We start from the raw sequence: 20,403 nt of genomic DNA, 5'->3' as shown, positions 1-20,403 counted from the left end.
AATATTATTAAAAATAAGGACATACCCTAAACAATTAGATGGATATTCGATAAATCAAAAATCCATCGTTGCTGACAGCAAGAACGTACGCGGCTCACCTATGGCCAAATCGTTGTAATGTGCCGTTGTCCAATAGGCCTTATTCATCACGTTTTCGACACTACCGCGCAGTGTCAGTGGTTTGTCATTAACAGAAGTCAAATAGCGCGCACCCACACCATATATAGTGCGACCTGGTAGGGACTGTATATTGTCATTTTCGAGATATTGTTTAGACACCGCATTTGCATTTGCTGTTAGCGTCAAATTTTCTACGAGAGGTAAATCCCACTCTACGCCGATTTTAGATTGCCACTTTGGCACACCTGCCGCTTGGTTGCCTTCGTTAACCCCATCACTCATTTTAGTCAACTTAGCATCAATATAGCTGATACCACCCATTAAGCGTACATTTTCAGCAGGCGAGCCAAACACGCCCCACTCCAGGCCTCGATTACGCTGAGCACCAGCATAAGAAAAAATATTGGTATCGGTATCGGTATAACTGTTGGGTTTTTCGATTTCATAAGCACTTAGAGTATGAGAGAAATTACCAAGATCGATTTTTATACCGACTTCTTTTTGTTTGGTCTTATAAGGCGCAAATATCTCGCCAGCATTTTCTGCATCTGTTGGTGCTGTATCTCCTTTACTTAGTCCTTCTATGTAATTTGCATACAAAGACGTCTGGTCGGTTATCTTTACTGAGAGCGCCACTGACGGCGTTACGGCATTTTCATCATATTTGGCACCTGTTGATAACATGCCGCCTGTTTGTTCTGTTTTTAGCTGTTGATAGCGAGCCCCTAAGGTGAGTTGGTATTTATCCTGATCAAACGATAACGTGTCTGCAATGCCATAGCTGGTCAATTCGGTGTCTGTCGCAGTTAAAAGTGGCGGATTCAGATCTAAATCAGGTCTGGATCCCCACACAGGGTCGTAGATATTGGTATCAACACTGACACCACGGAATCTTGCTGCATACAAATTGTATTCCTCTTCATAGCGGGTGGCATTGACTGCTATTTGGTGTCCAATATTGCCCGTTTGGAATTGACCATTTAAGCCGACTTCGAACGACTGTCTTTCGTTGTCATCGCCTACGTATCCAACGGTGGTACTGATATCTCCATCAGTATTAGATATCTGAGCATTATCTGCACTGAGTCCGTCATAATTCCATTTGGTTACCCCCATGGAGGCATACGTTGTCAATTGGTCATTGATATCAAATTCAGCGCGTCCTATGGCCCCTTTGGTTTGAGTCTCAAAATAGGCCCAACTGGGATTTAATAATGTATCTGGATCTGGAACACTAGGAATATCAACACCTGATGCTAATGTAACTCCTCGAGTCGGCCCATCCACATGGTCTGTTGTCGTATAAAGGTCGGCGGATACTCGTGCACGCTCACCGCGCCAGTCCAGTGCAATAGCTGCTGATTGCGCTTGCTTTTCTTGATCATCAACGGCGCTATCACCCTCTCTATAAGCCCCATTTATACGAACACCAAATTGCTTGTCTTCACCAAAGCGGCGACCTATATCGACATGCGCGCCCAATTGTGAGTCTGATAGATATCTAGTGGTCAGCTGTGTCAGCGGCTCATCCCCTGCTCGTTTGGTGACTAGGTTGACAGAACCGCCGATAGAGCCGTTGGGAGACATGCCATTGAGCATTGCTGATGGACCTTTGAGCACCTCAACACGCTCAAACATTTCAGGTGAGCTACGATAGTAAGGTGCCATACCAGTCAATCCATTGACGGTCACATCATTACTACTCGACGCAAAACCACGAATATAATAACTTTCAAGACTCTCTCCACTGGCACCGCTGGTATAAACAGCGGGATCCGTTGCAGCAATAACATCGGTAATATCTACCGCTTGTTGGTCAGCGATGAATTTATCGGTGTAACTGATGGCACTAAATGGCGTGTCTAAAAAGTCTTTATTACCCAAAAATCCCATATTATTGGTGTATGTCACCTGCCCGCCAGCATAGTTAGAGTTCTCCTCAACGTCAGCTTCAACCGTGATTGCTGGTAGTGTGACCGTTGGTAGGTCTTGATCCGCTTCTGTGCTCTGGTTTTGTGCAGTAATGGTCATATCAGTGGCTTGTGTACTACTGACTGGCGTACCGTTGGTCTGGGCATAAGCGGCGGGCATACCCAAAAATACAGTACCAGCAGCTGCCCCACATAAAAGTGCCAGTTTTGCTGAGACAAAATAATTGAGAACAAAAAATGGTTTGTGCTCTGTGAAAGATTGCTTGACGTTGGGGTGTTGGCTTGAATGTTGTTGAAGTTGAGACATAGCGATATCCTGTCGTTTTGATAAACAAATAAGTATTAAGTTAATAAAAAATAATGATAATAAAAATACAAATGATAACTATTTACATAAAGAAGCTAAAAAATAACTTATTTTAGCTTCGATTGAGCAACTTGCCTGCCTTTCTTGGCAATACTAATTATCTGATATAGTCAATCCACTATAAAAGCGTTACAGCGTTAACCTCGCTTGAAATATGACATATACATCTGTACTCAGTTGCCTTGTACCACTCTTAAATTAGATCAACGATAGTATCCGTGATACATTGATGTCTTTAAGAGGTCGTCTGATAACCCTTTAACACATCATCCATCATAATGTTCAACGAGGTCGGACTGGCTGCAGTGATATACCATGCATCGGCATCAACAAACACAACGTGGCCGTTTTTCCATGCTTTGGTTTGACGCAGTAACGGATTGCTCACGTCATCAGGGCTGATGGTCGCGCGATGCTCCATAACCGCAGTACGGTCGACGATATAGATGATGTCAGGATCTGCTTGCTGTATAAATTCGCTAGAAATCGGCTGTCCATGTAGGCTAGTCTCTACAATCGTACTCGCGGGTTTGACACCCAAATCGTTAAAAATAAAACCATAGCGTGAGTGCAGCCCAAAATTGCTAAAAGCTCCATTGTTATGTAAAACAACCAATGCTTTCTCCGGACGGTTTTTCGTGAAATCTTGAATTTCTTTGACTCTCGTCTCTAGCTGCGTAGCTTTTTCTTGCGCCAACACTTCTTTATCAAAAATACGACCCAGTGTTAGTAAGTGACTTTTAATAGTGGCTATATGCTGCTGACTGTTATTGAAATTCACATCAAAATGTAGGGTTGGTGCAATTTCTGACAGCTCTTGATAATTAGCGGCATGAAGTGGCGTCATTAAAATCAGGTCAGGATGTAGCGCATGGATACGTTCCATATTTGGCTGAACAATAGCGCCCAAATCTTCTACTGAGGCATCCTCTTTGTACTGAGCAAGAAAGTGAGGAATATAATCTTTGACCATTCCTGCAATTGGAACATTCAGTTGATCCAAAAAATCAACTTCATTCATATCTAATACCGCGACACGCTGTGGCTGATTAGTAACCACTGTCGTCCCAAGCTCATGCTCAATCGTGATAGGTCTTTCAAGCTTTTGTGACGCCTGTGTCTGTTCATTAGATGGTTTTTCACATCCTTGCATTGATACAGCTGCCGAAATAGCTATTATCCAAACCCAGCCTCTCTTATTTAAATTCATACTTTTACCCCTGATAAATTGAAGTAGTTACATAAGCAACCACGTTCACTACGAATAATTTCAAAATCAAGATCGTATAATTCCCTCAAATTGGACTCTGTCACGACCTGTTCAGACAACCCACTAAAGCTCAGCTCACCATTTTTCAAAGCCACAATATGGTCAGAATAATTGGCAGCGAAATTGATATCGTGAATCACTAAAATTACCGTCCGTCCTTGTTCATCACATAAACGACGTAAGGCTTGCATGATTTGTACCGCATGCTTCATATCAAGATTGTTTAGCGGCTCATCTAGTAGCAACACATCCGTCTGTTGCGCAATGGTCATCGCCAAAAAGGCCATTTGTCGCTGACCTCCACTCAACTCGTCCAAATAAGCATGGCGCAATGGTTCTAATGCCAAAAAATCAATAGCTTCATCAATAATGTTTCGATCTTCTTTAGTTAAGGCACCACGGCTATAGGGAAAGCGTCCAAAGGAAATCAGCTCCTCCACAGTCAATCGTAGGTTGAAACCTGGAGACTGCCTCAGTGTTGACACATGATGTGCATATTCAGAAGTGCGAATATCACGAATGTTGCAATTTTTAAAGGCCACATGACCACTACTTGGCTCCAACAACCTAGCCATTATCATCAACAAGGTGGACTTTCCAGCGCCATTAGGACCAATCAAAGAAGTCACACTGCCTGCCTCAAATTCTAGACTGATGTCAGAAAGAACCGTTTTTTTGCCATAGCTTTTATGGACATCGTTAATGGTAATCATGTAAAGCCTCTAGTGCGGACTGTCAGCGCGAGAAAATATATGCCACCTACAAGATTGACGAGAATACTGACACTGGTTTTATAATTAAAAACATGCTCAACCAAGATTTGCGCCATTAGAAAGATGGCAATAGTAATGGCACAAGCGATGGGTAATGTGACTTTATGATGATTACTTCCTGCAAGCGCATAAGCGATATTGGCAACGAACACGCCCATAAATACCGTAGGGCCGATCAAACTTGTTGAAACAGCCACCAAAATAGCAATTAAAGCCAGATATAATTTGACGTATCTAGGGTGGTTTACCCCAAGAGACAGCGACTGCTCACGGCCGAGAGCCATCACATCTAAGACAGGTAAGGTTTTACGGCTAACCCAAAGTACGGTGGTTACCGCTAACGTTCCATAAAGCAAGGTTTGTGGCTGAGACCGGTTAAATGAGGTATAGCTTAAGCCCTGAAAAATCGAAAACTCACCAGGGCTAATGCGAAGTTGAATGAATTGCGTAATCGTACCGATGACCATCGTTAATACCAATCCAAATAACAACAATGTGTAGACATCATTTTTACATTGCGGAAAGAGCCAGTGATGGAGTACCCACGAATATATCAGCATCAATATAATTGATACGATGAAGTTACCACTGACACCCAAGATCATCAGACCATTCGTGCCCATCACGAAAAGTAGCAACACTTGCCATAGTAGATAAACGGCCTCATAGCCCATTACAGAAGGTGCCAGAATACGATTACCAACAACGGTCTGAAAAACGACAGCTGAAAAAGCCAAACAAATACTTCCGAGAACGATAGTAGCTAGGCGCATTAAGCGCTTAGGAATTAAGTAGTCAAAATCTAGCCCAGATCCTATAAACAAAAAAACAAAAGCCAACAATATAATGAGTATCAAGGTTACTCGAATCTTCACAGTTGCACTCATTTGACACCCCTCATGATTAACACAAGGAATATCAAACCGCCCACCCCGCCAGCCGTAAGACCAATGGGAACCTCAAAAGGATAAATAATCAATCTTCCAAGAACATCGCATATCAGTAATAAGCAAGCACCACCTAAGGCGACAATTGGCAATGTCCGTGACAGGTTTTCTCCGTACTTTAGAGCGACCAGATTTGGAATAACTAACCCCACAAAAGGTATGGCACCGATGGTAATGACTGAAGCGGCCACCGTGACTGAGACTAATACAAGGCCTAAGGCGGCTGTTGATGCATAACCCAGTCCCAGACTTGCAGCCATATCCTCACCCATACCCAAGACGGTAAAGCGATGAGCATAACCATAAGCCAAAATAATGATGGGTAAAATAATATAAATCAGCTCGTAATGACCTTGCACAACCCTTGAAAAATCTCCCAATAACCATCCCTGCATACTTTGCAAAATATTATTTCTGTAGGCATAGAATTCCGCTACTGAGCTCAGCACACTGCCATACATCAAACCAAGGACAGGAATGAGTACCGAGCTTTTAAATTTGATACGGCTAATAATAAGAATAAAAAGTAAGCTTGCTGTAAAACAAAAAATCATCGCAAAGATCATTTTACTGCTCGTACTAGCATTAGGGAGCATAGTAAGCGAGACCAAAATACCAAGTTTGGCTGCATCCAAACCGCCTGAAGTTGCTGGTTCAACAAATTTGTTACGAACAATATGCTGCAAAATAACCCCACTGACAGACAAACCTACCCCTGTCAGTATGAGCGCAATTAACCGTGGTATACGGCTGGCCATTAGAGTCAACCATGCGTCACTTGATAAATTAAAAAGCGCGATAATTGATGTCTGCTTTGACCCCAACATTAAAGAAGTGACACAGAGTAAAATAAGCAACAGAAATAGTGAGCGCATTATTGAGATTCTTCTTACTTATATGGATACGAATAACTTTTTATTACGCTGCAACATATCATCAACAGTCTATAAAACTCGTTGCTAGAATTTTTGTCACCAACATATAAATGAGAATCAATCATACTATGCTTATTTGAATAGGTAAGTTGAATATAAGGTGAAACTGGGAAGTTATACCGTGAATAAAGGAAATTATTCAGAACGGCACCTAATCATTTACTAAAGTTAAAAGATTAGATGAGCTCAAGCGCAATATAGGATTGGCTTAAATAAGTTGTATATAGCTAATGGCTATTTAGCGGATTTTTGGGAATAGTAGCGGCTTGACAGAAATAGTTTGACTAGATAAGTTGTGTGGGTGTAACGCCATAAAATTTGGCGAAAGCCTTACTGAAATTGCTAGGATCATGATATCCAACATACCATGCAGTTTCTTGAACGCTCTTATATTCATCTAACAACAAACGCATTGCTTCTTGCATACGTAATTCACGGATAAAGCTACCAATTGTTTTACCCGTTTGTTGTTTGAACTGTTGCTTTAGGTAGCACTCATTTATACCCACTCGTTGGGCCAACAAGGAGATTGTTAGTTTATTACTGTACTCTTGGCGAATGATGTCGACTGCCTGATCAATTTGACTTCTTTGGTTCATTAATTGGCCTGATGTATCCTGTATGCCTAGTATATCTTGGCAGAGGAGTAAGGCTTGACTTTCTAAAGTTAATCGATCACTCAACGTACGGCAAGGTAATGAGAGAATATAAGCAGCACGAGCAAGTAAGCGTGGCTGATTTGATAGTCTAACTTGGATCATTTCAGGATCTTGGTTAGATGATAATAGCCATGTCGGTAGAGCGAAGCTTTCTGCCCAACGTGATAATAAGTCTTGATTGAAATCGATCGATACTACATGACTATTTATGGATGGTTTTTGCAAATACTCAGTATCAACAGTAGAGCTTATATTGCCAAAATCTCCTGATCGTCGCCAAATTTGCTGTGAGTGAATGATTGTATCAGCACGTAAATTACTAGCATGCAAAGTATAGTTCGCATCTACAATCAAGTGCATACCCACATCACAAGAAAATGGTGCAGCGGGCTCAGCCAAAGGTTGGCTATTAGTAATACAGTTTCGACCTAGCACGATACCGTTATGTAAGCTCAATAGATCGCCATAGCCAAAACCTCCATTATAGATTGGACGTTTAATCAAATAATCAGAATCAGAGCGATCAAAAGCCCAATATTTATCCTGATAATGATCATAAAATTTATTTAGGTCTGCCATATTAATATAATCACGATGTTTTAGTAGGTGGTTTAAGCGAGTAGATAGTAGACGTTTTATGATATATCCAGATAAGAATCGTTTTATTTGGATAAATAGTGGGTTACTGAATCTTAAAGTAAATAGCAACAAACAATCATTTTAATGTAAATGATTATCAATTATACATAAATAGCTGTAACTAACCTACTAATATGGAGTAATAATGAGTCTGCTGATAGCTAATATAAAAAACGAGCTTGATAATATTAAAGAGGTCTGGAAACCTACTGATATCGCACAGTTTAATCAATTAACCGTCAAGCTAGCCAAATTAGAAGGCGAATACGAGTGGCATCGTCATGAACATGAGGACAAGTTATTTTATGTATTATCAGGACAATTATTTATTATATTAAGAGACAAGACTGTAGAAGTAAATTCTGGAGAAATGGTCGTTATTCCTAAGAATATTGACAATAAGCCTTATGCACCTACTGAAACGAGTGTAATGTTTTTTGAGCCTTTACAAAGCTGAACCTAATACTAATCTCAGTTGTAGAAAAGACTTAATTTTTTGATAATAATGAACTTCTTAATGTCTTTTCTTGTAGAGGATTTCTTTTGGCGGCAAGCTTATTGAAGACTATATAGAATGAAAAAATAGATACTGCTGATGGCTAAAATGTTTCTAGATACTGCTTAAATTAAGGATAAGATTAATACCTTAACAAGACTTTTAACGCAGTATGAGTCCTTTATAGCATCAGCGTTGAGGATAGAATCAGTAAAGTAATTTTTTATCCGTACACAATACGAGATCCATACTCAAGGTTAAACCTGAATTTTTCTATCACTTTACTGTTGAAAGTATGCTCTATTAGTGCTGTAGCTCAATTCATATATTAATGATATATTAAAATATCATGAAGCAAAAAACGCTTTTTTAATGATAGTATACGTTTAAAACCAAATATCGTCCTAGAAATATTTAGTTACACTTAGTCAAGATATAAATCCCGTTATTTGTCTCGCATCCAATACTTAGAAAGTGTTGGTCTAATAGTTGGTCTATACCAATAAATATAAATAAAATTTCCTTTAAAATCAGATACTTATACAAAAAGTACGACTTCCTCCTTCACCGCCAATCTTATATTTTCTGCTATTCTCTCTTGTTTTATCCTCTATCTCATACTTCTTTAATTCTTTCGACATAAAGCTTATGGCTTCTCTTTGGCTTGATTAATTTTCTACCTTCAACGCGTCTACCTAATCCAATAGTTATGTCATAAAGATATAGTGATGGCCTGATTGACAGAATTGATAGATGTTTACGCTGCCTTAAAGTACTGAAAAATTACTGGTTGTTATAGTGATGTAATAATAGCAATGTCTAAAGTGCTTGGCAGATGTCATCGTTCATGAATTCGATTATAGTGGATATTGATAATATTTATTTAAACGCACTGAGGAATCAAATCATGAAAACACTTGGATTATTTACACTGGCAGCCTTGAGCTTGAGTGCTTGTGCAACAGGTATGAATGGCGGAACAACGGGCAATAATCAAAATAACGTAGTGACTCAATACCCCGTAGAGGCTACGCTGCTTAATATTTATACCAAAGCACGCAGTGAAAGTTTGGTCGCCACCGTCGGCAACCAAACTGCTTCAGCAGACATTAAAGTCACTCCCAAAGGTCAGATGACATACAATAATAAGACTGTGCAAGGCACGGAAATTAATACCATTAATAAGGTAAACAACCAAGTGACGAATCAGTCTGTCGCTATCAACTACTTTACGGTAGACCCATTAGTCTTCCACGGTTTTACTGACAGTACAGGCAAATACTCCCTATCAAACCAAACGACAGCCATTCCAAAAATGGCAACGGTTGGTGCTTCTAGTCCACTAATTACCGAAAACGTTTACGCTGATCGCAGCATGCGCAAAAAGATAGGCACCTATAACCAAGGCTGGTCTCTAACGCGGGATAGCAATAATACGGCGTGGTTCTGTATAGATACGTCGAGCAATTTGCTGCTTGATATGGATCCTGAAGGTACCTCATCAGAATGCTACAAAATAAATGCTCAAGGCGATATTTTAGCCAGTAAAGTGACGATCAGCCAACCTTCTAATAATGGGACGAACACAGTGACCTTTACAAGCAGATAATTCTTACTATAGCTGTCATCAATACTGTTTACCCCCATAAAACCTTGAACTAAGAATAAAATAAAAAATGGCGCCTTAAATAGGGGCCATTTTTTATGGTTTATATTTAACGATTAGGTACGATGCCCTTCGATATGTTTACCTTGATATTTGCTTTTTACGCTGTGCGCTGCTTTTATTTTTTTTGGATTATGGTGTGAGACAGCTGGTTTATGTTTGACATGTTTGTACTTGTTATTGACTCCTGCACCCGCTTTTTGGTGCTTTACCTGCTCGGTATGATGGTCAGTAAAGTGCGGTGCAGCATTGGCTTGACTAGTTATTGTCAAACACGTAGTGATCGCTAAAAGTGAACTTATCATTATCTTTTTCATTGTTATTTCCATCTAAATTGGTATGAATGGTGGTTGAAGATGCGTTATTTACTCTTAAATAAAATAACGTATCGCGATAAAGCGCGGCTCTATCCACAACAAAAATGATAAGTGATTTGAGCGTTAATTAGATTTATGAAAGATGAAGAAAGGTTTCGATTGTTGCTAGCAGCTTGAGCTGATCTCGTGATGGTGCTTGTTAAAAGGTTTTGCTTATTAAGAGATTTGCGCGTCTTAAAAAGCCTACAGAATTAACTGACTCGATGCCGTCATACATATCAGTTTTTTAATATTCTCTTACTGTAAACGTAAAAAATATCGTGCTCTTAAATATTTATCAGTTAAGATGGTTGTAAAGCATCGTCATTGTGACAGCCAATATAACTGCTTAAATTTTTTAAACACCCTCGATAGAGATGCATCGCCACTCATAAAAAATACTGACTCATGTCATCAGAGTTTAATAAAGTTTCAGCTAATATGTTGCTAAAAAAATCATAAAATATCAGGATAAAGCAAAGTTTCAAATGAGAAATAGGAGCTAACAATGAGTAATGACAAAAAGACCATAGAAGACTATAGGCATCTGGTCGTCAGTAAAGATGTCACTGTCCATTTATCACAAGACCAACAAGCAATGATCCTAAAGACTTATGATTATGGGTTGAACGCTATGACTGATATTGATGAGATGCTACTCAGCTCAGTCATTCGTCAGCTTAAAACAGCAATTCAGGCGGACACATAAACCTACTTTAACTATCATTTGGTTAGATAAGTTTTGATTAGATGCTGTTTCGTTGAATGTGACTTAAGTTAAATATGACTTAAATAGTATAGTATCGATCATGTGTTTAGACAGAATCGTTAAGCTGACACTAAAAAGCCCCAAACCACTCGTAAAAGCAGTTTGGGGCAATCCGTAAGCAATATGAGCCGTTAAGTATTAATCGTCATTATCGACCTGACTGCTCGTAATCTTACCAGTCATACTATCGACAACCACTTTATGGACTTGGTTGCCTTTGCCAATCTCAATCTTATAAACGGGCTTGCCAAAATCCATGTCGAATTCAGCTTCAAGAACCGTTCCTTTCAACGTTTTATTGGCGTTCTTTATGGCTTGAGATAAGCTGACTTTTGCTTGTTTCATGATGTTATATTCGGCCAAATCTTCTTTATCTAGACGCTCTGTCTCATCTTTTGTGACTTTTCCTGTATTGGCATTCACTCTTACTTCTTGTTCATTATTATTGGCAATCATTTTAATGTCATAATGACTGTTTTCTGCACGATCTTCTTGATCAAAATCTACACTAATAATGTCGCCTTTAACTGCTTTATTAGCAAGGGTAAGTGCCTGCTCTAGACTGATCTTACTTTGTGAAGCAGCGGCAATCTCGCTCATAGAAGTAGCCGCTTGGCTGGCTGAAACAGAAGCCATACTAATGGTTGCGACACTGAGTACCACCGCTAGCGATTTTTTTAACGTTGATGTTTTTTTCATAATCGATGTTTTTTTCATAATAGTATCCTAATAGGTCTCCAAATATCCTTTGAAGACAATTATTCAGTTAAATGATGTCATGAATTAGTAATGACACTCTTAATAAAATGTTTATTTCGATTAGGATGATGACACAGTGTTAATCTTGATGTCTAAGTGATTTATGCTAATAAAACGTAACGAATGTATCGTTTGCAGCGTTGAACCTTTTACAGATATGTTAAAAAGTAGCCGAATTATTTGCCACTTTTCAAAATGTAGACTTCGTTGAACAAAATTGTAGTGCTATCGTTTATGGCTAAATATCATAAACGGTAAGATTCATACATTATGAAAAATAGGACGCACCATTATGATAAATACGTAATAGTGTCTGATAGGTTAGGTGCTTTTTGCAAAACGTAAACCACAAATTTTGCTTCGGTACTAAATGCTTGTCTTGCAACAACGTCTAATAGCGCTTGTCTTTTTTCGCTTTTAGCACGATAAGCATATGGCGTCATTGTCATTAAATCACTTAAGTCATTGGCGGATAAAGTCAGCTCATGACTGACACGATGCGTATGTATGAGAGTGAATTCAGAAGACAGCTCTTGTAAAAACTTGTCAGAGTCATGCTCACGCACGTCATCAAATAATGCTTCACGCATCGATGCCAAATGTCCTGCATCTGGTTTTGCAATGATCAAATAGCCATCATCACTTAATACTTCAGCAAATGCTCTTGGTAAGATTGGACTAAAGATACTACTGATACCTTTCATACTATGAGCACTGAGCGGTAGGTTTGCCGCGCTTGTCACCAATGGATAAATAATGGTTGTGCTAGCAGAGGTGTCTTTATCCTGCTGATACCAAAGCTTACCTATTGTCTTACTTACCTTGGCAAGCTCAACCAATGCAGGCTTACTGATATCAGCGGCGATCAAATTGTCGATGAGACCTGATTCCAGTTGTGTCATCGCCTGAGTGTAATAGCCTTCACCGCACCCAATATCTAACCAATTGACAGGGGTTTTACCCGTTTCATCTCCTACTCCCCTTTTTGCCAATAGCTGTTGCATCTGTTGGCCAATCAAAGCCTGCAATACTTGATAATGCCCAGCGTTCAAAAATCGTTTACGCGCCTCGATAGAGGCTTGGCTATCACCTGGCGCTTTGGACTTTTTTTGTTGTACTGGTAATAGATTGACATAACCTTGCCGTGCCACATCGAAAGTATGGGCAGTCTGTTTGGGATTTAGGCTACCGTCACAGCGCCAAGTATTTGGTGCAGGCTGCATAGGAGAGTGACAAAGGGGACAGGTAAATAAGGACACAAGCATCTCAAAATCGTAGCAATATGGCTGGCATTTTAACAAAATTTGCGCGACCTAAGTAATAAAAGCGTGGATAAAAAAAGCCACCTCAATGCTGATTGAGGCGGCTTTTAAATAACCGATATCACTGTCGATTTTTTATCAATCTAGACGGTATTGGTGAGGCACTTTTAACGCAGTTTTAACGTCATTAGGCCAAGAATAACCAGTATGATGGCGATGATCCAAAATCGTGCCACCACTTGGGTTTCTTTCCAGCCAATTTCTTCAAAATGATGATGTAGCGGCGCCATACGAAAGACACGTTTTTTGCGTAGCTTATACGAACCCACTTGTAGCATCACTGATAAGGCTTCGGCGACAAACAAACCACCCATAATCGCAAAGGCAATTTCTTGGCGTGTCATGACCGCAATTGTACCTAGCATCGCACCAAGTGCCAATGCACCGACATCACCCATAAACACTTGTGCTGGATGAGCATTGAACCACAAAAAGCCCAATCCTGCTCCAATCATAGCCCCACAAACAATGATTACCTCAGAGTTGTAAGCGATGTAAGGCACGTGTAAATAATCAGCAAAACGCACGTCACCTGACACATATGCCATGGCACCCAAACCAGCTGCCACCAGTACCACTGGTAAAATAGCCAAGCCATCCAAACCGTCAGTTAAGTTCACTGCATTGGACGCACCATTGATCACAAAATACGTAAAAATGATAAAACCAATACCAAAGGGTACGACTGAAAATGGAATCATCCAATCTTTAAAGATCGGTAATAACAGATCCTGCATCTCGCGCGTGGTATTGATATCAGGTTGTAGTGTGGCAATATAGTATAAAGACACGCCAACAAATAACGCCCCTATCGATAACCAAAAATATTTTTTGCGGGCGATTAAGCCTTTGGGGTCTTTGTATTTGATTTTGAGCCAATCATCTGCCCAACCTACTGCCCCAAAAATGACCATCACTACCAGCAAAATCCACACATAGGGATTGTTCAAGCGTGCCCAAAGCAACGTCGATATACCGATGGCACTGAGAATCAACACGCCGCCCATGGTTGGCGTACCCGTTTTGACCAAATGCGACTGCGGGCCATCGTCACGAATCGCCTGTCCGTATTTGAGCGAGCGTAGATGCTTAATGACACGTCCGCCAAAGATCATACTAAAGGCAAGTGCGGTAATAACCGCGAGTAGCGCGCGTAGCGTCAACGAAGAAACTGCCGAAAACGGCGTATAATACTGACCAAGCCAGCCAAACAACCAAACTAACACCGCCTACTCCTCGACTAGCGCATTGATAAGGGTTTCCATCTGCATGGAACGAGAGCCTTTGAATAACACGGTACAAGTCTGAGCTTGCTGCGCTTGCAAATACGGCTGCAAATATTGTAATAAATGGTCTTTATCAGCGAACGCATGTGCATTGATATTGGCAATCTCTTGCGCCCCTGCCACTGTGTAAGGCGCGTACTCACCCACACAAAGCAATACATCTATCCCCGTGGTCGCAATGGTACGACCTAAACTCTGATGCTCACTCACTGCCGCCTCACCCAATTCACCGATATCACCCAATACCATGACTTGTATACCCGTCTGCGCGGCTAATACTTTTGCAGCGGCACGTACCGAATGAGGATTGGCATTATAAGTATCATCGATCAAGCGATGCATACCAAGCAGCTGGCTGTTCAAACGACCTTTGGCAGGGCGCGAATTCTCAAGGCCAATGACGATATCTTTTGCATCAATGTTTAATGCATGAGCACAGGCAGCAGCAGCAAGCGCATTATTGACATTGTGCTCGCCTGCGAGTGGCAAATTGATGTCATGCAATTGGTTACCGATATGTAGCTTAAATTCACTGCGTTCAGGCTCTACGTCCAAATGACTGGCACTCACATCGGTATTACCAAACCCGATAACATGTGAAGTATATTGTTCAGCGATACGGCGTAACTGGTTGGTAAAATCGTCTTTATCAGGAACGATAGCAAACTGCGTGTCTGTTAAGGTGTGATAAATTTCTGCTTTGGTTTGGCAAATACCTTCACGACTGCCAAACTCACCCAAATGTGCCGTGCCAATATTCAAGATACAAGCGACATCAGGCTGGACAATCTCAGTCGTATAAGCAATCTCGCCAATATGATTGGCACCCAGCTCTAAAATAGCGTAACGATGATGATCTGATAACTCAAGGAGCATCATCGGCACACCTAAATCATTATTTAGGTTGCCACGGGTAATCAATGTGGGTGCCAATCGACCAAAAATGCTACCAAGCATCTCTTTACAAGTCGTCTTGCCACTAGAGCCTGTGATGGCGATAACGGTCAAATCTTTGTGCTGCTGACGACGATAAGCGGCCAGTTGTCCAAGTGCCAATCGTGTGTCACTCACAACCAGCTGTGGAATACTGGTAGAAATAGGACGAGAGACAATAGCAGCGACCGCCCCTTTTGATGCTGCCATATTGATGTAATGATGACCATCAAAATTGTCACCACTTAATGCCAAAAAGATATCACCCGTTTTTATGGTACGCGTATCAGTGGCAATGCGATTACTGATTGCTCCGTGGTTTGCTGACTCTGCGTGACCTGCGTTTACTTGGACTTCTGGTAGTTGCCAATGTCCATTAAGCGACTGTGTGGCCGCAAGCAAATTGTCTGCCTGCCAAACATACAGCCCTTGTGACTGGATGGTGTTATCGTTGTCGGCTGTCATAGTGGTTACCTTATATGATGACTACTTGTTTCTTATATTTGAATGTACTGATTTGTATGTACTGACTTGCATGTAATGGGCGTGTTCTAGAAAAAATTAAAACGCAACTGCAACCGCTATGATTTATACTCGTCCCGCTTGCTGAAGTGCATTTTGTAAGACAACACTGTCATCAAAATCATAACGCACGTTATTGATTTCTTGATAAGTCTCATGTCCCTTACCAGCGATGACTACAATATCGGCGGCGGCGGCTTGTTGGACAGCGTACTCAATCGCTTTTTGGCGTGCAGGCTCAATATGCGTGCGCTGATATTGCTCAGCACTCATGCCAGCTTGCATGTCTTGCAAAATCATATTCGGATCTTCAGTACGAGGATTGTCCGCTGTGAGTATGATTTGATCCGCACCTGCCAAGCCCGCTTGCGCCATCAATGGGCGCTTACCAGCGTCACGGTCGCCACCACAACCGAATACCGCCCATAGCTGACCATCACAATGGGTTTTAAGACTGGCGAGTACTTGTTGTAAAGCGTCAGGCGTGTGCGCATAATCCACAATAAAACAGCCCTGATTGGATGGTACGCGCTGCATACGCCCAACAGCGCCTTGTAACTGCGGTACAACGGCTGCGATACGCTTGATATCATGGTCAATGTCTGACCCAAGCGCCACTGTTGCGGCAATGGCTGCCAGCAAATTGGCCACGTTAAAGCGGCCCAACAATGGACTTACGACAGTGATGGTGTTGGTTTGGTCCTGATTAGAACCCGTACTATCAAGATGAACATCACCAGTATTATTACTGACGTGATAGCGCACAGCAATCTCAACCCCTTGTAAACTCGGATTGATAGTAGCGGCGACAAAGGTTGCGTTTTTAGTAGGGTTTAAACTGTATGTCCAGACGGTTAAAGCACTGGTGTACGCCATATCTAGCATAATCTGTGCATGCTCATCATCAAGATTGATAATGGCATGGGTCAACTCTGGAAAATGTGTTTTATCAAACAGCTTAGCTTTGGCAGCAGCATATTCTGCCATATCCGCATGATAATCCAAATGATCACGGCTCAAATTGGTATAAATCGCCACTGACACCGGCATACCTTGTAAGCGCTGCTGATCAAGACCGTGCGAACTCGCTTCCAACGCCAATAGATCAACATTTTCTTGCCCCATTTGGTATAAAAACTGCTGGACGGCTAACGCATCCCCTGTCGTGTGACTGGCTTGCACCAACGCCCCAAGCTTACCATTGCCCGCTGTACCCATGACGGCACTACTCATGCCCATCAATTGCGCCAATTGCGCGACCAGTTGACTGATGGTGGTTTTACCGTTGGTGCCCGTAACGGCTACAACTGCTGGCAAAGCCACTGGTTGCTGATACTGCAAACGCGCCTGAATCAAATCGCCAAAAAAATCTCTAATATTGGGCACGTATAAGACGGGACAAGGCAGCGCGATGAGTTGCTGCTGTGCAACCGATTGCGAATCATCTGCTAGTGAAGACGTATTTATATCGGTTGCTGTCAGTAAAGCAATAGGATCGATTTCAGATAAGATAAATGCGGCACTGTTGGCCGCTTGTATCAGATAGTCACGACTTTTTTGACTGTGTAGTGTTTGGCTTTTTAATAAGACAAACACATCATTTTTTTTGAGCTGACGGCTGTCCAAACAAAACTTATGGAAGGGAATAGCCGCAATTGATTCTTGTGGATTGCGGCGAGTTTGTGTCGATAATGTCTGTGCCAATGGAGGCTGCACGAATGCGGCGATCATCGCTGTTAGGGTTTGCTGCAAACTGTGTTTATTACTGGACTCGGCCAATTGTTGCAAGGTGACAGTAGTGCGGTTTAGCGATGAAGTAGACACGGTCATTGGCAAATCCTAAACAGTTGAAACAAATCAAAGAATGAATGGCTAAACATTTAAAAACCGACTACCAATACCTACTTGGCTTTCGTTTCTAACGGTTTGTCCAACGGCACATTATATAAACGTAGTGCTTCTTTCATCACATTATGAAAAACGGGTGCGACAGTTAGACCTGCGTACATTTGACCACGTGGGTCTTCAATCAACATCACACCCACCAATCTTGGATTTGATGCAGGCACCATACCGGCAAAGACGTTACGATATTGATCCGAATAATAGCCACCCTCTGGGTTGATACGGCGCGATGTGCCTGTTTTACCCGCCACCCGATAGCCATCAATAGCGGCGGCTTTGGCCGTACCACCTGTTTCGGTGACACTCTCCATCATCTGTACAATAGACATCGCCTGCTCATGGGCCATAATACGTTTGCTCGGCTTGGTCTTGTCATCTTTTATGAGGGTCAATGGATGCATAACGCCGCCTGCAGCCAGTGCTGAGTAAGCCTGTGCTACTTGTGCCAGCGTCACTTGTAGGCCATATCCATAACTGACTGTCGCCCGTCTTGACGTCTCTTTCTCTTTTGGTGTGACAATAAGCCCACTACCTTCACCTGGAAACTGTAGCGGTGTTTTTTTGCCAAAACCAAACTGTCTTTGCATATTGGTGATGGCTTCGGGTGGTAGCGATAGAGCAATTTTGGTTGACGCCACGTTACTGGATTTCTGTAACAAGGTTGCCAAGTTAATACGACCCAAATTGTTATGATCGCGAATGGTGTAACCACGAACACGAATAGAGCCTGGATTGGTGTCAATCAAAGAGGTCGTCGTATACTTACCTGAATCTAAGGCTGTCGCAACGGTAAACGGCTTCATCACCGAACCTGGCTCAAAAACATCGAGGAGTGCACGGTTACGCTGATTTTCACCCGTCATCTCATTCAAATTATTAGAGTTAAATGATGGCCATGTAGATAAAGCCAGTACCTCACCCGTTTGTACATCGACGATCATACCCGTAGACCAACGCGCTTTTTGGACACGTCCTGCCTTTTCTAACTCTTTATAAAGCAAATACTGCAAGCGTGAATCAATGGTCAATGCCACATCTTTGCCAGCAATTTCAGGTTCAATCTGCTTCAGCTCTTTTAGGCTGTTTTGTTTGGCATCTTTGAGTACCAAGACTTTACCGTCTGAGCCTGACAGATCTGTTTCGTATTGATGTTCTATCCCTGCGCGTCCTTCGTAACCACCTTCAGGATCGGTAGAGTTTTGCCCCATAAAACCCAAAAGCTGAGAGTTTGGTTGCGGCTGTGGGTAATAACGCTGGAAGAAGTTTTTCTCATAGACACCAGGGAAATCAAGCGAGCTGACGCTTTGAGCAATCTCTGGCGTCACCTTGTTCAAAAGGGGCAGATAATGAGAGCCAGCACCCTTTGGTAAGGCAGCTTTGACCGCCTCTTCATCTGTCACATCGACACTGGTATCGATGGCAGTGACTTTTTTTAGCTCTTCGACCGAAATATTAGCCGCCGCTGCCAATTTGGTTAAATCCATATTGTCTAATCGTTTTTGCATACGCGCGACCAGTTTTGGACTATCAGGATTGGTCAGGATAATGCGTTTGAGCTCATAGTATTCGCGTGCGTAATCGTGCGGACTAAATGTCACGGTCGCAAGAGGCGCACTAATGGCCAATGGTAAATCATTGCGATCGGTAATCATACCGCGATAGGATTTTTGCGTACGCACACTAGTGATCAGCTCATTGCCTTTGTCTTGATAAAACTGAGCATTGGCAACTTGTAAATAGTAAGCACGGGCGATGAGCAAACCCAAAATCACCAAAGAGATGACCCAAATCATGCGAAAGCGGTTTTTATCCTGCTCAAAGCCGCCACGAGAAGAGGCACCAGACGCTTTACCCAAAAACCCTCTTTTACTTTTTTGGTTTTTGACACTGGTATAGGCGCCCTGTTCATCATCTTTTTTGAGACGACCAAATAATCTTTCTTTACGGCTATTGGTGGCTTTAGGACCGGACTTACCGCCTGCTTGACCAGATTTAGCAGCATTGGTACGGCGCAAAGGTTTAATAACTTTACCACTGGCAGCTTTTTTACTGGTGTTTTTTGAGGCAGCTTTACTATTATTGGTATTGGGTTTTTTGTCGCTCATTGTCCTGCCTCCGTTAGGTCGGCATCGCTTGGAGCAACCTCAGATGTTACATCATTTGTCTCGGCAGACCCCGTCTCCGCAGGTACAGCAGGTGGTACATTGCTTACTCGTCCTTCGCCAACGATATCTGAATCATTAGTCGCCACCTCGGTAGATTCTGTCGTCTCGGCTGGTGCTACTACGCCTGCCACGCCTGGCTGGATAATCAACTTATCTTCGAGCATAGGAGAGAACATACCCAACTCAGCGACGGCACGACTGGCAATTTGCGGAGTTGCACTAAACGTTTGCTGTTCAATCAATAGGCGCTGGTGTTCGATTTGCAGTTTTCGCTCTTGTTTTTTCATATCTTGCAAGGCTTTGTAATCCTGATGGTATTGCTGAATGCCTTCGGCAGTTTTAATTCCACTCCAAATAATAGCCGCCGCTAGCAGCAATAATATGGCGACATAAATACTGACCATATTGAATCGGCGCACAAATAATTCGCCAATATCGGCATTAGGAGGTATTGCGGCGCGACGGTTTGTGGTTTTGTCAGATATTGCCATGACGATCTCAAAAAAGTGAACTTAAAATATAAAAAGCGATAACCAGTTGCGAGTCAAGAACCCTTGTCAGTTATCCGCACCATCAATACATA

17 protein-coding genes are annotated in these 20,403 nt (G+C 42.0%); 3 read left to right on the top strand and 14 right to left on the bottom strand.

The genetic code is table 11. The features are described from left to right. Window positions 1–54: 54 nt before the first annotated feature. The 6 genes from CIK80_RS08095 to CIK80_RS08070 form a co-directional block, all read right to left on the bottom strand. On the bottom strand, window positions 55–2,358 hold the full coding sequence (locus tag CIK80_RS08095; protein ID WP_095569622.1) for a TonB-dependent siderophore receptor: 2,304 nt from the start codon (window positions 2,356–2,358) through the stop codon (window positions 55–57). A gap of 295 nt (window positions 2,359–2,653) precedes the next feature. Next, window positions 2,654–3,628, bottom strand: coding sequence for a siderophore ABC transporter substrate-binding protein (locus CIK80_RS08090; protein WP_095569621.1), 975 nt, complete (start codon window positions 3,626–3,628; stop codon window positions 2,654–2,656). Continuing rightward, window positions 3,625–4,401, bottom strand: coding sequence for an ATP-binding cassette domain-containing protein (locus CIK80_RS08085; protein ID WP_095569620.1), 777 nt, complete (start codon window positions 4,399–4,401; stop codon window positions 3,625–3,627). The genes CIK80_RS08090 and CIK80_RS08085 overlap by 4 nt, the downstream gene beginning before the upstream one ends. Beyond that, complete coding sequence (locus tag CIK80_RS08080) at window positions 4,398–5,348, bottom strand: iron chelate uptake ABC transporter family permease subunit (protein ID WP_095569619.1); 951 nt, start codon at window positions 5,346–5,348, stop codon at window positions 4,398–4,400. Before CIK80_RS08080 ends, CIK80_RS08085 begins: the two co-directional genes overlap by 4 nt. Further along, complete coding sequence (locus tag CIK80_RS08075; RefSeq protein ID WP_095569618.1) at window positions 5,345–6,283, bottom strand: iron chelate uptake ABC transporter family permease subunit; 939 nt, start codon at window positions 6,281–6,283, stop codon at window positions 5,345–5,347. The genes CIK80_RS08080 and CIK80_RS08075 overlap by 4 nt, the downstream gene beginning before the upstream one ends. A 344-nt stretch (window positions 6,284–6,627) precedes the next feature. Next, on the bottom strand, window positions 6,628–7,581 hold the full coding sequence (locus tag CIK80_RS08070) for an AraC family transcriptional regulator (protein ID WP_095569617.1): 954 nt from the start codon (window positions 7,579–7,581) through the stop codon (window positions 6,628–6,630). A gap of 205 nt (window positions 7,582–7,786) precedes the next feature. Between CIK80_RS08070 and CIK80_RS08065 the strand changes: the two genes are divergently transcribed. Both CIK80_RS08065 and CIK80_RS08060 read left to right on the top strand, forming a co-directional pair. Next, the gene (locus CIK80_RS08065) at window positions 7,787–8,098 is read left to right on the top strand and encodes a cupin domain-containing protein (protein WP_095569616.1); all 312 of its coding nucleotides are present in this window, start codon (window positions 7,787–7,789) and stop codon (window positions 8,096–8,098) included. Between the two features lie 946 nt (window positions 8,099–9,044). After that, a complete protein-coding gene (locus CIK80_RS08060) occupies window positions 9,045–9,746 on the top strand; it encodes a hypothetical protein (RefSeq protein WP_095569615.1) in 702 nt (233 codons plus the stop codon). A gap of 113 nt (window positions 9,747–9,859) precedes the next feature. On the opposite strand, the gene CIK80_RS08055 is transcribed toward CIK80_RS08060, so the two are convergent. Next, window positions 9,860–10,075 (bottom strand): hypothetical protein, encoded by a 216-nt coding sequence (locus CIK80_RS08055; protein ID WP_143516791.1) that lies wholly within the window; start codon window positions 10,073–10,075, stop codon window positions 9,860–9,862. 592 nt (window positions 10,076–10,667) lie between these two features. On the opposite strand from CIK80_RS08055, the gene CIK80_RS08050 reads away from it, so the two are divergent. Next, the gene (locus CIK80_RS08050; protein WP_062845669.1) at window positions 10,668–10,868 is read left to right on the top strand and encodes a hypothetical protein; all 201 of its coding nucleotides are present in this window, start codon (window positions 10,668–10,670) and stop codon (window positions 10,866–10,868) included. A gap of 198 nt (window positions 10,869–11,066) precedes the next feature. On the opposite strand, the gene CIK80_RS08045 is transcribed toward CIK80_RS08050, so the two are convergent. The 7 genes from CIK80_RS08045 to CIK80_RS08015 form a co-directional block, all read right to left on the bottom strand. Further along, on the bottom strand, window positions 11,067–11,645 hold the full coding sequence (locus CIK80_RS08045) for a PepSY domain-containing protein (protein ID WP_257011720.1): 579 nt from the start codon (window positions 11,643–11,645) through the stop codon (window positions 11,067–11,069). 332 nt (window positions 11,646–11,977) lie between these two features. After that, on the bottom strand, window positions 11,978–12,952 hold the full coding sequence (locus tag CIK80_RS08040) for a putative RNA methyltransferase (protein WP_095569613.1): 975 nt from the start codon (window positions 12,950–12,952) through the stop codon (window positions 11,978–11,980). 164 nt (window positions 12,953–13,116) lie between these two features. Then, window positions 13,117–14,235, bottom strand: coding sequence for a phospho-N-acetylmuramoyl-pentapeptide-transferase (mraY, locus tag CIK80_RS08035; protein ID WP_062845672.1), 1,119 nt, complete (start codon window positions 14,233–14,235; stop codon window positions 13,117–13,119). A gap of 3 nt (window positions 14,236–14,238) precedes the next feature. Then, complete coding sequence (gene murF / locus CIK80_RS08030) at window positions 14,239–15,693, bottom strand: UDP-N-acetylmuramoyl-tripeptide--D-alanyl-D-alanine ligase (RefSeq protein WP_062845673.1); 1,455 nt, start codon at window positions 15,691–15,693, stop codon at window positions 14,239–14,241. A gap of 123 nt (window positions 15,694–15,816) precedes the next feature. Further along, complete coding sequence (locus CIK80_RS08025) at window positions 15,817–17,580, bottom strand: UDP-N-acetylmuramoyl-L-alanyl-D-glutamate--2,6-diaminopimelate ligase (protein ID WP_095569612.1); 1,764 nt, start codon at window positions 17,578–17,580, stop codon at window positions 15,817–15,819. Window positions 17,581–17,651: 71 nt separating this feature from the next. Further along, complete coding sequence (locus tag CIK80_RS08020) at window positions 17,652–19,760, bottom strand: penicillin-binding protein 2 (protein ID WP_095569611.1); 2,109 nt, start codon at window positions 19,758–19,760, stop codon at window positions 17,652–17,654. Beyond that, complete coding sequence (locus CIK80_RS08015; RefSeq protein WP_095569610.1) at window positions 19,757–20,311, bottom strand: cell division protein FtsL; 555 nt, start codon at window positions 20,309–20,311, stop codon at window positions 19,757–19,759. The genes CIK80_RS08020 and CIK80_RS08015 overlap by 4 nt, the downstream gene beginning before the upstream one ends. Between the last annotated feature and the right edge of the window lie 92 nt (window positions 20,312–20,403).

Origin of the sequence: Psychrobacter sp. JB193 (genome assembly GCF_002285555.1) — a bacterium.
Lineage (GTDB): Bacteria > Pseudomonadota > Gammaproteobacteria > Pseudomonadales > Moraxellaceae > Psychrobacter > Psychrobacter alimentarius.
The sequence above is the reverse complement of the archived record's forward strand: the minus strand, read 5'-3'. Positions and strand labels throughout refer to the sequence as shown.

Coding starts and splice junctions, on each gene's coding strand:
- CIK80_RS08095 (WP_095569622.1), bottom strand. CDS start 2,358: ATGTCTCAACTTCAACAACATTCAAGCCAACACCCCAACGTCAAGCAA.
- CIK80_RS08090 (WP_095569621.1), bottom strand. CDS start 3,628: ATGAATTTAAATAAGAGAGGCTGGGTTTGGATAATAGCTATTTCGGCA.
- CIK80_RS08085 (WP_095569620.1), bottom strand. CDS start 4,401: ATGATTACCATTAACGATGTCCATAAAAGCTATGGCAAAAAAACGGTT.
- CIK80_RS08080 (WP_095569619.1), bottom strand. CDS start 5,348: ATGAGTGCAACTGTGAAGATTCGAGTAACCTTGATACTCATTATATTG.
- CIK80_RS08075 (WP_095569618.1), bottom strand. CDS start 6,283: ATGCGCTCACTATTTCTGTTGCTTATTTTACTCTGTGTCACTTCTTTA.
- CIK80_RS08070 (WP_095569617.1), bottom strand. CDS start 7,581: ATGGCAGACCTAAATAAATTTTATGATCATTATCAGGATAAATATTGG.
- CIK80_RS08065 (WP_095569616.1), top strand. CDS start 7,787: ATGAGTCTGCTGATAGCTAATATAAAAAACGAGCTTGATAATATTAAA.
- CIK80_RS08060 (WP_095569615.1), top strand. CDS start 9,045: ATGAAAACACTTGGATTATTTACACTGGCAGCCTTGAGCTTGAGTGCT.
- CIK80_RS08050 (WP_062845669.1), top strand. CDS start 10,668: ATGAGTAATGACAAAAAGACCATAGAAGACTATAGGCATCTGGTCGTC.
- CIK80_RS08045 (WP_257011720.1), bottom strand. CDS start 11,645: ATGAAAAAAACATCGATTATGAAAAAAACATCAACGTTAAAAAAATCG.
- CIK80_RS08040 (WP_095569613.1), bottom strand. CDS start 12,952: ATGCTTGTGTCCTTATTTACCTGTCCCCTTTGTCACTCTCCTATGCAG.
- murF (WP_062845673.1), bottom strand. CDS start 15,693: ATGACAGCCGACAACGATAACACCATCCAGTCACAAGGGCTGTATGTT.
- CIK80_RS08025 (WP_095569612.1), bottom strand. CDS start 17,580: ATGACCGTGTCTACTTCATCGCTAAACCGCACTACTGTCACCTTGCAA.
- CIK80_RS08020 (WP_095569611.1), bottom strand. CDS start 19,760: ATGAGCGACAAAAAACCCAATACCAATAATAGTAAAGCTGCCTCAAAA.
- CIK80_RS08015 (WP_095569610.1), bottom strand. CDS start 20,311: ATGGCAATATCTGACAAAACCACAAACCGTCGCGCCGCAATACCTCCT.